Source organism: Streptomyces sp. AHA2 (assembly GCF_036857595.1).
Lineage (GTDB): Bacteria > Actinomycetota > Actinomycetes > Streptomycetales > Streptomycetaceae > Streptomyces.
The window spans coordinates 447,102-460,047 of sequence record NZ_JAUQWJ010000003.1 but is presented as its reverse complement, the minus strand read 5'-3'; the positions used below and the strand labels follow the sequence as shown (position 1 = coordinate 460,047).

Genomic DNA, 12,946 nt, shown 5'->3' with positions numbered 1-12,946 from the left:
AACCGATGCGCACACGAACCCTCCTCCTGGCCACGACCCTCACCACGGCCCTCACCACAAGCCTCCTCACGGCCCTCCCGGCGACGGCCACCGCCGCCCCCACCGCCCCCTCCGGCCTGTCCGGTGACTTCGACGGGGACGGCCACCGCGACCTGGCCATCGCCGCTCCGCTCGGCACAGTCGGCGGTAAGACCGCGGCCGGGTACGTCGCCGTCGTGTACGGCACCGCCGCCGGCCTGGACAGCTCCAGGCGGCAGATCATCAGCCAGGCCACCGACGGCATCCCGGGCGTGCCCGAGACGCAGGACCACTTCGGCGACCGGATGACCACCGGCGACCTGGACGGCGACGGCTACACGGACCTGGTCGTCGGCGTGCACGGCGAGCGCATCGGCTCCACGGACGACTCGGGCGTCGTCACCGTCGTCTGGGGCGGTGCGGGCGGCCTGAAGAGCGCGACGGACCTGACCGGCCCCCTCCCCGAGTACCGCAACGAACTGGGTTGGTCCGTGGCCACCGGCGACTTCGACGGCGACGGCGACACCGACCTGGCGGCGGCCAACATGGCCCACCCCGAACTGAACCTCTTCAAGGGCCCGTTCACCCGCGCCGGCAAGGCCGCCGGACACACCGGCATCGACACCCTCACCCGCTCGGGCGTCAACACCGACCGTATCGTCGCGGGCGACGTGACCGGCGACGGCCGCTCGGACCTGCTCGTCATGGGCCAGGAGGCGTCCGGCGACGGCCACCGCACCCGCAGTGTGCTCTACAAGGGCACCGCCACCGGGCTGACGCCGGGCAGCAAGGTCGCCGGCGGTTACGACGCGGTCGTCGCGGACGTGAACAAGGACGGCTTCGGCGACATCGTCACCGGCAACTTCATGGAGAAGTCGGCGACCGAGCCGAACGGCGGACCCGGCGGCGCGGTCACCGTGACCTACGGCGCGGCCGGCGGCCTGAGCACCCGCGCCCCCGTGCGCATCACCCAGGCCACCACCGGCGTGCCGGGCACGGCCGAGAGGAACGACCGCTTCGGCTGGAGCCTGTCCGCCGGCGACAGCAACGGCGACGGCTACACCGACATCGCGGTCGGCGCCCCGTACGAGGTCATCGGCTCGCGGAAGCAGGCGGGCACGGTCACGGTCCTGCGCGGCTCGGCGTCCGGCCTGACCGGCAGCGGCGCCAAGTCCTTCTCCCAGGACACCGCGGGCGTCCCCGGCACCGTCGAGGCCTACGACTCCTTCGGCTACGCGGTGCGGCTCACCGACGCGAGCGGCGACGGCCGCGCCGAGCTGGTGTCCAGCGCGGCCTACGAGAACGACGGCGACGGCGCGGTGTGGCTGCTGAAGTCCACCTCGTCCGGCGTCACGGCCACCGGGTCCACGTCCTTCGGCGCCGCGACGGTGGGCGGCCCGGTCAAGGGCGCCGCCTTCGGAGACGTGCTCGCGGGCTAGACCCCCTCACCCACACCCCTACAGAAAGGTCACCCATGCGCAGGCAGACAGCGGCCGCCCTCGCCGCCACCCTCCTGGCGACCGGGCTCACCCCGGTCCTCCTCGCCGCACCGGCCTCCGCCGCCCCCGCGAAGTACGCCGACGACTTCAACGGCGACGGTTACCGCGATCTGGCCACCGCCGCCCCCTACACCCCCGTCGGCGGCAGGACCGACGCCGGCGCCGTCGTCGTCACGTACGGCTCGGCGAACGGCATCAGCGCCGCCCGCCGCACCGTCCTCACCCAGGACACCGCCGGCATCCCCGGCACCGCCGAGCAGGGCGACCGCTTCGGCAAGGCCCTCGCCTCCGGCGACCTGAACGCCGACGGCTACGCCGACCTCGTGATCGGCAGCGTCGGCGAGGACGTCGGCTCCGACGCGGACGGCGGCTCCGTCACCGTCGTCTGGGGCGGCAAGAACGGCCTGTCCGGCGGCAAGAGCGTCGCCGACCCGGCCGTGTCGGCCCACGACGAGTACGGCATGTCCCTCGCGGTCGGCGACTTCGACGGCGACGACCGCCCCGACCTCGCGACCGGCAGCACCGGCAGCGACGTCTGGATCCACCGCGGTTTCACCAAGACCTCGGGCTCCACGGCCCGGTACGAGCTCGCCACCGGCCTCCAGCCCGGCAACAGCATCCGCGGCGCCCAGCACCTCGCCGCGGGTGACGTCGACGGCGACGGCACGGACGACCTGGTCGCCACCGGCAGCAAGGCGTCCACGTACGAGGACGGCAGCTTCGTCTACCTCGGGGCCGCCTCCGGTCTCACCGAGCAGGCGTTCCTGGTCAGCGGCGGCTGGGAGGTGGCCGCGGTCGGCGACCTGAACAAGGACGGCTTCGCCGACGTCGTGACCGCGGCCTACGGCGGCGACGGCCGCAGCCTCGGCGGCTCGGTCAGCGTATGGCCGGGCAGCGCCGACGGGGTCCGCACCCGCCCGCAGACCACGATCGACCAGGACACCGCCGGGGTCCCGGGCGCCGACGAGGAGGGCGACTGGTTCGGCAACGACCTCTCCGTCGGCGACGTGAACGGCGACGGCTACGGCGACCTGGCCGTCGGCACGATCCACGAGACCGTCGGCTCGGCGAAGATCGCCGGCAGCGTCACGGTGCTGCGCGGCTCGGCGGCCGGCCTGACCGGCACCGGCGCCCGGTCGTTCACACAGAACACCGAGGGCGTCCCCGGCACCGCCGAGTCCGCCGACCGCTTCGGCTCCGCCGTCCGCCTGTCCGACCTCACCGGCGACGGCAAGGCCGACCTGTCGATCGGCTCCGACGGCGAGAACCACCCCTCCGGCGCGGTCTACAGCCTGCGCGGATCCGCCTCGGGCATCACCACGAAGAACGCGGTCAGCTTCGGCCCCGGCTCCCTCAACATGTCCACGACCGGCTACCTGAGGCTCGGCCAGGACATGCTCTGACCCGCACCGGTGCGCCCGGGCGACCCCCGTACGGCGGAACCCCGACGGCCCACCGAGGCCCAAGGCCCCTGCCCCTTAAGGGATGTCACAGCTCGGCCGCAAAGCCGGGCCCGGAACCCCGGGCCCGGCACGCCACCGCGCGGGACCAGGTACGTTCGAAGGCGTGGCTGGATTCAGGATCGGACGCGGCCGTAACAACGGCGCTCCTCAGACGCGACCGCACAACCCTCCGTACGGGCAGCAGACGCCGCAGGGGCCGTCGTACGGCTACCCGCAGGCGCCGCAGCCCTACCCGCAGCAGCCGCCGTACGGCAGCGGCGGCGGTCCGGGCTGGCCGCAGCCGAACGCCGGTCACGGCGGGCACGGTGGCGCTCACGGCGGGCAGGGCGGCGGTTACGGCGGGCAGGGCGGTGAGCCGGAGTACTTCGGCGACGGCGCGTACCCGCCCGGACCGCAGGGCCCGCAGGACCCGTACGCGGCCAACAACCCCGGCCACACCCAGGCCTTCTCGGTCGGCGAGGACCCCTACACCCAGGGCGACACCTACCGCGCCGGCTCGGCGGCCCCGCCGCCCGGCCCGGTCGGCCCGCGCCTGCACTGGAAGGCCCTGCTGAAGGGGATCGTCCTCGCCCCGAACCAGACCTTCCTGCAGATGCGGGACTACTCGATGTGGGGCCCGGCCCTCATCGTGACGTTCCTCTACGGCCTGCTCGCGGTCTTCGGCTTCGACGGCGCCCGCGAGGACGCGATCAACGCGACCCTCTCGAACGCCATCCCCATCGTCCTGACGACGGCCGTCGCGATGGTGCTCAGCGCCCTCGTGCTGGGCGTGGTCACCCACACCCTGGCCCGTCAGCTCGGCGGCGACGGCGCCTGGCAGCCCACGGTCGGCCTGTCCATGCTGATCATGTCGCTCACGGACGCGCCGCGCCTCGTCTTCGCGATGTTCGCCGGCGGCGACGCGATGTTCGTGCAGCTGCTGGGCTGGGCCACGTGGGTCGCGGGCGGCCTGCTGCTCACGCTGATGGTGAGCCGTTCCCACGACCTGCCCTGGCCGAAGGCCCTGGGCGCGTCCGCGATCCAGCTGATCGCCCTGCTGTCGATCGTGAAGCTCGGCACCGTCTGAGCCCCGCGCAGCACACAGAAAGGGGCTCCCCGAGGGGAGCCCCTTTCTCCGTTCCACGTCGCTCAGCCGCACTCAGGCATCGAGCACCTGCCCGGCCCGCCGCACCACGGGCGGCTCGACCGACCACGGGAAGTTGATCCACTCGTCGGTCCGCTTCCAGACGTACTCGCACTTCACCAGCGACTGCGACTTCTCGTAGACGACGGCGCTGCGCACCTCGGCGACGGTGTCGAGGCAGAAGTCGCGCACCAGCTTGAGCGTCTTGCCGGTGTCGGCGACGTCGTCGGTGATCAGCACCTTCTTCTGCGAGAAGTCGATCACGTTCGGCACGGGAGCCAGCATGACCGGCATCTCCAGGGTGGTGCCGACGCCCGTGTAGAACTCCACGTTGACCAGGTGGATGTTCTTGCAGTCCAGGGCGTAGGCCAGCCCACCGGCCACGAAGACGCCGCCGCGGGCGATGCTCAGCACGATGTCGGGCTCGTAGCCGTCGTCGGCGATGGTCTGCGCCAGCTCGCGCACGGCGACGCCGAACTTCTCGTAGGTCAGGTTCTCGCGTACGTCACTCATGCCGGTGTCCCCTCGCCCGTCCTCTTGCCAGCGTCGCTCATGACCGGCCCGCTCACACCTGGGTCCGGTGGAAGTTGAGGAACGACCGGGAGGCGGTCGGTCCCCGCTGCCCCTGGTACCGCGACCCGTACCGCTCGCTGCCGTAGGGGAAGTCGGCGGGCGAGGTCAGCCGGAACATACACAGCTGCCCGATCTTCATGCCCGGCCAGAGCTTGATGGGCAGGGTGGCAAGGTTGGACAGCTCGAGGGTGACGTGCCCGCTGAAGCCGGGGTCGATGAAGCCGGCGGTGGAGTGCGTCACCAGGCCCAGCCGCCCGAGCGAGCTCTTGCCCTCCAGCCGAGAGGCGAGGTCGTCGGGCAGGGTGATGACCTCGTAGGTGCTCGCCAGGACGAACTCGCCGGGGTGCAGGATGAACGGCTCGTCCCCCTCCGGCTCCACGAGCCGGGTCAGATCGGCCTGCTCGATGGCGGGGTCGATGTGGGGGTGACGGTGGTTCTCGAACACCCGGAAGTAGCGGTCCAGCCGCACATCGATGCTCGACGGCTGCACCATCGCGTCGTCATACGGATCGATACGCACCCGCCCGGCATCGATCTCGGCCCGGATGTCCTTGTCAGAGAGAAGCACGCCCCGAGGATACGCAAGGCGCGCGGAGCGCCCACAACCGGACGACTCCACGCGCCTGCGCGCTGCTGTATGCCCGCTTTGTCCGCTACGGTCCGCGCCCTGCCCGGCTACTGCTTCTGCAAGGTCACCGGAACCACGCTCCGCAGCCGCGCGCAGCGCGGGCACCGAAGCAGCCGGCCGGGGCCGAGTCGCTCGGCCTGCTGCATCGGGAACGAAGCGGTGCTGAACACGTGCCCATCGGCACAACGGACGACGGTGCGCTCCATCAAGTCCAAGAGTCCCTTCCCCAAGAGGCGCGTCGGGCTGCTGCTCGCCTGACGACAAAAGCCACAGTACGGGATCAAAAGGACGACCCTCCAGGCGGCACTCCGATCCCCGCCGGGGCCCTCTTCGACCGCACCACCGTACGCCCCAACTCCGTTCCCCCGCAGCCGCATCCCATGCCTGAAACGGCCTCAGGCCCCGCGGCATCAACACCGGGGGCCCGACATGAGGTAAAGTGGCGATCGCTCGGACACCGACTCGGTCGGCGTCTTACGCGGGTGTAGTTTAATGGTAGAACATCAGCTTCCCAAGCTGAGAGCGCGAGTTCGATTCTCGTCACCCGCTCCATGCGAAACCCCCAGGTCACCAGACCCGGGGGTTCTTTGTCGTTCCAGGCCGGGTGCCCGGGTGTGCGGCGGCGCCGCGCCATGTCGCGTTCCAGTTCGGCGGGTGGCTCCGGGGCACTCGACAACAGGTGTATCAAGGGGCACATCTGTGCGATCATTCGCTGATTTCGCCGGCGCCGCCCTCGACCCGCGGTCACCTGCGGCCCCGGCATTCACCTGCGTCGTTCGACGCCGTCTGGGGGGATGGCCATGCCCTACCACCTGTGTGCGCGCGGAAGATCCGTGGCGTACACCGTTGTCTTGTTCACCGTCGCACTCTCGGTGCTGCTGACGGGCCTGCTGCCGGTCGGTGCGGCGCAGGCGGCCGACGGCGCCACGCCCGCAGCCACAGCAACAGCCACTCCGACGGCCACCGCAACGGAGCCTGCGGCGTCACGTGCCGCCTCCGGTGCAGCCGCGTCGGACACCGCCGCCGACGACTGCCCCACCCTGCCCCTCGCCCCCTTCGGCGACCCGGGTTCCGCGGTCGGCAAGGCCGCCGTGCCCGCGGACGGCAGCGCCTGTTTCACGTTCACCGCCGAGGAGCCCGGCCTGCACCGCGTCCTCACGGAGCGCACTGGAACAGCCGCTCAGGTCTTCGACGGTGAGACGCAGGTGGACTGCTACGACCACACGTGGGGCGACGGCTGGTGCGCGCTGCCGCGGGCCGGGGCCTTCACGCTGAAGCTCGTCGACACGAGCTGGGGCACCGAGCCGCTCGAGACGCAGGTGACCGTCACCCCGCTCGCCGCCACCACCGGGTGTGCGCGGGAGACGGGCACCTCCTGGGATCTTCCGCCGGTCACCGGCTCCGCCGTCTCACCGTTCGGCCTTGTGTGCCACCCCTTCACGGGGAAGGCGGGCGAGCGGATCACCGTCGACTTCAAGACGAACAGCTACGGCGAGTTCACGAACTGGATCACCGACGAGTCGGGTGCTCACATCTGCCCGCACTTCAACGAGGACGACAGCGAGGGGTGCGTGCTGCCCGGCGACGGGCCGTACCGGGTGCTGGGGCACGTCAGCAAGGCCGAGCGCGGCTTCCCCGCCCCGTACACCCTGGAGATCCGCCGGCTGTCCGACCCGGCCGGCTGTGCGCGCGTCCCCGTGAACGCGTACGGCTCCGCGCCCACCACCGTGGAACCCGCCACCGGCTGCAAGGTCTTCACCGCCCGGGAGGGGGGCCGGTACCGCGTGTACGAGGTGACCGGCGGGTCCCGTAGCGGCCTCGCCGTGTACGACCGGACGGGGAAGGCCGTGTGCGCCGGCTGCGCCCTCCCCGCCGGGGACTACACCGTCTTCACCGACCACGCCACCCTCATCCTCGACCGCGCCTCGACCGCCGGCTGCGAGCCCGCGGAACTCGGCACCCACGAGGGCGGGTTCGCCACGGCGGGCGAGACCGACTGCCTGACGCTGCCGCTGCCCGAGGGCGCCCGGATGGCCGCGCTGACGCCCCTGAGCGGGCCCGCTCCGCAGCCGGAGGTCGTGGTCGTCGACGCCGACGGTGTCCAGCGGTGCGGCTGGGAGACGCTCGGCGAGGGCACCTGCGCGCTGACCGGCTCCGCCCCTTTCCGCGCCCTGGTGTCCGCCGACGACAGCGACACGGCGACCGGCTCCTACCGCATCGCCCTGCACCGCACGGACGCGGCGAGCGGCTGCCCGGCCCTGCCTGCGGGTGACTTCACCGCCGACGGCGCCGCGGCCCGGTTCCGCACCGGCGACGGGGTCTTCTCGCACTGCCTGACCATCCCGGCGGACGACCACAGTGCGACGGAGAATCTGCAACTGCGCGCCGTCTCCGGTGGGTCCACCGCCGAGTTCACGGTGCTGGACGCCGACGGCAAGCAGGTGTGCAACGTCTCGGCGTCCCTGTCGACCTGGACCACCTGTGCCCTCGCCCGGGGCGTCGCGCACACCGTGCTGGTCACCGGCCGCGACACCGCCGCCGAGTACACCCTCGCCCGGCGTGACGTCACCGCCACCGCCCAGGGCTGCGCGGCGAACCCGGCGACCGCGGTGGACGGCCCGTCCAGGGGCGGCACTCCGGCCGCACCCGGCCTGCTGCTCTGCCGTCAGGTGACCACCGCCGACGCCGGCGACACCCTGCACCTCGATGTCCGCGACCCGCTGGGCACCGCCAACATCCTGGTGTACGACGCGGAGGGCGACGCCGTCTGCTCGTACCGCAACAAGGCGTGCGCGGTCACCGGCTCCACCAGCTACCAGGTTCTCGTCACCGTCCCGACGAACCGGTCGGCCGCCGGGTCCTACCGGTTCGACGCGCTGCGCATCGCGACCCCCGCCGGACCGGCCGCCGAGTGCGCCGAGGCCTCGAACGTCAGCTACGGGTACGGGCCGGTCACCGGCACCCTGGACGAGCAGCACACCGCGGTCTGCGCGGCGCTGCCCACCGCGTACAGCGACCGCTTCGACTTCGTGGTCAGCGACACCGCGGGCGGCACCCAGACGGCCGTACCCGCGCTGTACGACGCCAGCCTGGACAACACCTGCACGCTGTCCGTCCCGACCGGCTACAAGTGCTCCGTGAACGAGCCGTACACGACGGAGGTCACCCCGAGCATCCTGGTCGTCGGGCTGCCCGAGAAGGCCTCGCAGACCGCCTACAAGGCGGAACTCGTCTGCACGTCCTCACTCTGCGGCGCCGAGAAGATCACCGTCGGCACGGTCACCCCGGCCGGCGGCGTCAGCGGCACCAAGACCACGGTGACCGTGACGGGCACCGCCCTGCACGAGGACGACAAGGTACGGATCAGCAAGTCCGGCAAGTCCGTCGAGTCCACCACCATCTCGGTGGCCTCCGACCGGAAGTCCCTGACGGCCGTTGTGGACCTGACCGGACTCACCGTGGGCGACTGGAACCTCAGCGTCCTCACGCACAACGGCTGGGAGTACCCGCGTGGCTCCTTCACGGTCAGCCCGGCCCCGCTGAAGAACACCGCGGCCCCGGCCGTCAACGGCACCGCCCGGGCCGGCTCCGAGCTCACTGCCGCGCCCGGCTCCTGGACGCCGGCCCCGGACTCGTACACCTACCGGTGGAAGGCCGACGGCCAGGTGATCTCGGGGGCCACCGCCTCCACGTACCTGGTGCCCGCCTCGCTGCGCGGCAAGAAGGTGACCGTGGCCGTCACCGCACGCAAGAGCGGCTGGGAGAGCACGACGGCCGAGTCCTCCGCACGCGTTGTCGCGGCGGCGCCCAGGGACCACGCGGGCACCGGTTCGGTGCCGGACGGCGTCGGGGACCTGCTGACGCTGAACTCCAGCGGCTCGCTCACCTTCCAGCATGGTTCCGGTACGGGTGTCTTCTCGGGCAGGACCGGCGGCTCCGGCTGGCCGGCATCGGTCAGGGCGGTCCCGTTCGGGGACATGAACGCCGACCGGTGCAACGACGTGCTGGTGCGGATGGCCGACGGCTCCCTGCGGGCGTACCGGCCGGGCTGCGGGAAGGCGGTCACGCCGTCGACGTCGTACGTCTCGCTGGGCACGGGCTGGAACCAGTACAACGTGCTGACCTCGCCGGGGGACGTCACCGGTGACGGGCGGGCGGATCTGGTCACCCGCAACTCCTCCACCGGGGCGGTGTACCTGCACAAGGGCACCGGCGACGGGAAGCTGGCGACGCGGGTGAAGCTGTACGACGACTGGCGGGGCTACAAGAAGGTCGTCGGGGCCGGTGATCTGAACGGTGACGGCCACGGGGATCTGGTGGCGCAGGATGCCTCGAACGAGCTGTGGCGCTACAACGGCACGGACACAGGGAAGTTCGCGTCCCGGACGAAGGTGTTCGACGACTGGGGTGCGGCGTACGACGTCGTCGTCGGCGTCGGGGACGTCACCCGTGACGGGAAGGCGGACCTCGTCTCCCGGGACACCTCCGGCAACCTGTGGCGCAACAGCGGCAAGGGCAACGGCTCGTTCTCCGGCCGGGTCAAGATCGCCACGGGGTGGCAAGGCTACAAGGCACTCTTCTGATCCGACGCCGTGAGAGGACGAGGAAGGCCCCGACCGGTCGCGGTCGGGGCCTTCCTCGTCCCCGGTGGGGGAGCACACCGCCCGTACCGGTGCCGGCACGGCCCTGATCGTGGTGGTCCCGCCGGTCGGGGTTTGCTGCGGCTGCCGCCTGTGGAAGACAGGGAGTGTGGGCGGGGGTTGGGCCGGACTGGTCGTTGCCGTGGTGGGTGTCGTGGGCACCCTGGGGGCCGCGCTGCTGACGCAGAACCGTGCCGACCGCACCAAGCGGCTGGAGCTGGAGGCCGCCGCCGAGCAGCGGCGCGAGGAACGGCAGCACGCCGAGGCGCTGTTGCGGGCCGAGCAGGCACAAGTACGGCAGCGAGAGAGCCTCGAGTTGCGGCGGCGGTGTTACGTCGAGCTGAACACCGCCTCCCGGCAGTTCCTGACCACCATGAACAGCTATCTGCACGCCCTTCGGCACGACGGCGATGCCGACGCCGCGCTGGCGGAGTTGGAAGCCAGTCGGGCGGCCTACCGGGACCGCTACTCGGAGGCGCAGATGATCGCGCCGCGACCCGTGCTGCGCGCCTGTGGTGTGGCCAAGGACCGGCTGAACGCCGCGTACGGGAAGATCAAGCAGCAGGCACCCGCCCTGTCCGGGTCTGCGGCCGGGCTGCAGGCTCTCGAGGATGAACTGCATCAGCAGGTCTGGCCCTGCGTGGGGGCACAGAAGGATGCCATGCGTGCCGATCTCGGTGTCGACGACTCCCCTTAGACGGCGCGCCCGTTTCGGCGAGTGGCCGTCGCGTCCGTGGGGAAGGATGCCCGTACGTCCTCGTGCGGGGCGGTGCCGGACCGATGGGGGGAAGTCGCGTGCTGGAGATCGGCATGCTGTTCGGCGGGCTCGCGGGGATAGTCGTCGTGCTCGTCGTCGTGTTGCTGCGGCGGGGCAATCGCGCGACGGAGAACGCCGACGGGCTGCTCATCGAGCAGGCTCGGCGGATCGACGTCCAGGAGCAGCGGGCGAAGATCATCGGCTATGCCGTCAATGGGTTCTTGCCCTGGGACTCCGACCGCCCTCGTCGTCCGTAGAGGCTGGTCGGCCGGTCTCAGGCTGTCGGGTCCGGGCCCCAGACGTCCGGGCCCGTGCCCCTCCAGTCGATCCACGGGGCCCGTGCCACGTCCGACGGCTCGATGTCCAGGCCCGCCCGGCGGAGGAACTCCGCCACGTCCGCCAGGTTGTGGGCGAGGCCGAGGATCTCGCCGTCCACGCGCACGCGCCGGCCCCCGGAGGGTGACGGGGGGTGCACGATCACCCGGATCGGTCCGGCCATGTCTTCAGGATCGTCCTGGGTGTGGTCACCCGCATGCCGGCGCGTCATCGGGCGACCCGGCCGGACGTGTCCGCGGCCCGGTGGGCCAGTTCGCGCAGTTCCCACCATGCGGTGGCGGTGGGGCGTCGCTGTCGCCAGTAGGGGTGGAAGAACGCCCGGACCGAGAGGCGGTGCAGGCGCCGGCGCAGTTCCGTGCGGCCGGGGCGGTCGGCGAGCTGACGGTAGGTGGCGCTCCACTCCCGCTGCACCCGGACGAGGTCGTCGGGAAACGTTCGCATGCTTCGGATTCAATCATGTGTTCGATTTTCGGGGCCAGCGGGAGCCGGGCCGGGGTGCGGGGCGTGTCAGGCCGGTTCCGGCTGGGGTTCCGGGCGCGGGGTCGGGGCGGGGGCCGGTTCCCACTGCCTGGTGGTGCGGAGGTAGCCGTGGACGACCGAGACCATCGCCAGGACGAGGAGGGGGCCGGACAGCTCCGGGTACCCGGCCAGCTGCATCGGCAGGTAGCGGTACGACAGCAGCAGCGCGACGAAGACGGCCGAGCCGTAGGCGACCAGCCGGACACCGCGCCGGTCCCAGCCGTGCCGCGTCGCACGCAGCGCCGCCTCGACCGTGAGCGCGAAGACCACGCCGGCGATGAGGTCGACGCCGTAGTGGTAGCCGAAGCCGAGTGTCGCGGCGAGCGTGGTGACCAGCCAGAACGTGCCGGCGTAGCGCAGCGGCCGCGGGGCCCTGCGGGTGTGGACGAAGATCGCCACCGCCCAGGCCGTGTGCAGGCTGGGCATGCAGTTGCGCGGGGTGATCCCGTCGTACGTCATGGGGTGCGGGGCCGTGATCCGCGGTGACGTGTGGGGCCACAGGTCGGCCACGGCCCATTCGACGCCGCCCGTGCCGGAGGCGCCCGGGCCGTAGGCGAAGACGGGCCCGACGACCGGGAAGAGCATGTAGACGGCCGGTCCGAGGAGGCCGATCAGCAGGAAGGTGCGCACCAGGTGGTGGCTCGGGAAGCGGCGCTCGGTGGTCACGTGGCGCAACTGGTAGGCGGCGACGACGACGGCCGCGACCGCGAGCTGGGCGTAGACCAGCTGGAGCACGTGCGTGCTGACCGGATGGGTGGCCTCGACGATCCGGCCCGCCAGCCAGGACGGGTTGCCCAGGGCGTGGTCGGCGGTCGCGACGTACTGGTCGAGCACGGCCGGGCGGGTCTTGGCGGTGATGAACAACCAGGTGTCGCCGGTCTTGCGGGCCGCGACCAGCAGCAGGCCCAGCCCCACGCCCTTCAGGAGCAGGACGCGTTCCTCGCCGGTGCGGCGGGTGACGGCGACGACGGCCGTGGCCAGCATCACCCACAGCGCGCCGGTGCCCACGGAGTGGCCGTCGGGCGCCTCGGCACCGGCCGCCCAGCGCACCAGCAGCAGGACGGCGTCGAGGCCGAGTGCCGCGCCGGCCGCGAGGAAGCGCTGCCGCCAGGTGAGCACCACCATCATCAGCACCAGGCCGCCGTACAGCGGGCCCGGCTTGGGAGCGAAGACCAGGGCCTGCGCCTGGGTGGTGAGCGGTCCGGGTTCGCCGTAGCGGCGGGCGGCGATCTCCAGTGCGGTGAGGAATCCGAGCGCCACCACGGCCGCCGTGCCCCAGAGCACCGCGCGCCCGTGGCGCCACACGACCGGCGAGGCCGTGCCGCCTATTCGCGAAACCACGCGCGCTGCTCCTGCTGTCGGTCCGACGGCCGGTCCGTGCGGACCGCCG

Annotated in this window: 11 protein-coding genes and 1 tRNA gene; 7 read left to right on the top strand and 5 right to left on the bottom strand. The window is 72.0% G+C overall.

Annotated features, from left to right (window positions below):
- Positions 1-5: 5 nt before the first annotated feature.
- The 3 genes from Q5694_RS09470 to Q5694_RS09460 all read left to right on the top strand — a co-directional run bounded on the left by Q5694_RS09470 (position 6) and on the right by Q5694_RS09460 (position 4,046).
- On the top strand, positions 6-1,457 hold the full coding sequence (locus tag Q5694_RS09470; protein WP_333932076.1) for an FG-GAP and VCBS repeat-containing protein: 1,452 nt from the start codon (positions 6-8) through the stop codon (positions 1,455-1,457).
- Positions 1,458-1,492: 35 nt separating this feature from the next.
- Positions 1,493-2,920: an FG-GAP-like repeat-containing protein gene (locus Q5694_RS09465; RefSeq protein WP_333932075.1), complete on the top strand. Its 1,428-nt coding sequence runs from the start codon at positions 1,493-1,495 to the stop codon at positions 2,918-2,920.
- 82 nt (positions 2,921-3,002) lie between these two features.
- Complete coding sequence (locus Q5694_RS09460; RefSeq protein ID WP_333932074.1) at positions 3,003-4,046, top strand: Yip1 family protein; 1,044 nt, start codon at positions 3,003-3,005, stop codon at positions 4,044-4,046.
- 72 nt (positions 4,047-4,118) lie between these two features.
- Here the strand turns inward: Q5694_RS09460 and Q5694_RS09455 are convergent, their stop codons facing one another.
- Together Q5694_RS09455 and dcd are read right to left on the bottom strand one after the other, a co-directional pair.
- A complete protein-coding gene (locus tag Q5694_RS09455; protein ID WP_333932073.1) occupies positions 4,119-4,616 on the bottom strand; it encodes a phosphoribosyltransferase in 498 nt (165 codons plus the stop codon).
- Positions 4,617-4,668: 52 nt separating this feature from the next.
- Positions 4,669-5,244, bottom strand: a complete 576-nt coding sequence (gene dcd / locus Q5694_RS09450; protein ID WP_333932072.1) for a dCTP deaminase — start codon at positions 5,242-5,244, stop codon at positions 4,669-4,671.
- A gap of 538 nt (positions 5,245-5,782) precedes the next feature.
- Between dcd and Q5694_RS09445 the strand changes: the two genes are divergently transcribed.
- From Q5694_RS09445 to Q5694_RS09430, 4 genes are all read left to right on the top strand, one after another.
- Positions 5,783-5,856, top strand: a tRNA-Gly gene (locus Q5694_RS09445).
- A gap of 248 nt (positions 5,857-6,104) precedes the next feature.
- Positions 6,105-9,887: an FG-GAP-like repeat-containing protein gene (locus Q5694_RS09440; RefSeq protein ID WP_333932071.1), complete on the top strand. Its 3,783-nt coding sequence runs from the start codon at positions 6,105-6,107 to the stop codon at positions 9,885-9,887.
- Between the two features lie 211 nt (positions 9,888-10,098).
- Positions 10,099-10,641 (top strand): hypothetical protein, encoded by a 543-nt coding sequence (locus Q5694_RS09435; protein ID WP_333932070.1) that lies wholly within the window; start codon positions 10,099-10,101, stop codon positions 10,639-10,641.
- 98 nt (positions 10,642-10,739) lie between these two features.
- Entirely contained in the window at positions 10,740-10,958 is a 219-nt protein-coding gene (locus Q5694_RS09430) for a hypothetical protein (RefSeq protein ID WP_333932069.1), read from the top strand.
- A 17-nt stretch (positions 10,959-10,975) separates the two neighbouring features.
- Here Q5694_RS09430 and Q5694_RS09425 read toward each other — a convergent pair whose 3' ends face one another.
- The 3 genes from Q5694_RS09425 to Q5694_RS09415 all read right to left on the bottom strand — a co-directional run bounded on the left by Q5694_RS09425 (position 10,976) and on the right by Q5694_RS09415 (position 12,897).
- A complete protein-coding gene (locus Q5694_RS09425; protein WP_333932068.1) occupies positions 10,976-11,200 on the bottom strand; it encodes a hypothetical protein in 225 nt (74 codons plus the stop codon).
- Between the two features lie 44 nt (positions 11,201-11,244).
- The gene (locus Q5694_RS09420) at positions 11,245-11,478 is read right to left on the bottom strand and encodes a hypothetical protein (protein ID WP_333932067.1); all 234 of its coding nucleotides are present in this window, start codon (positions 11,476-11,478) and stop codon (positions 11,245-11,247) included.
- Positions 11,479-11,544: 66 nt separating this feature from the next.
- Positions 11,545-12,897 (bottom strand): phosphatase PAP2 family protein, encoded by a 1,353-nt coding sequence (locus tag Q5694_RS09415; protein ID WP_443040837.1) that lies wholly within the window; start codon positions 12,895-12,897, stop codon positions 11,545-11,547.
- Positions 12,898-12,946: the final 49 nt, after the last annotated feature.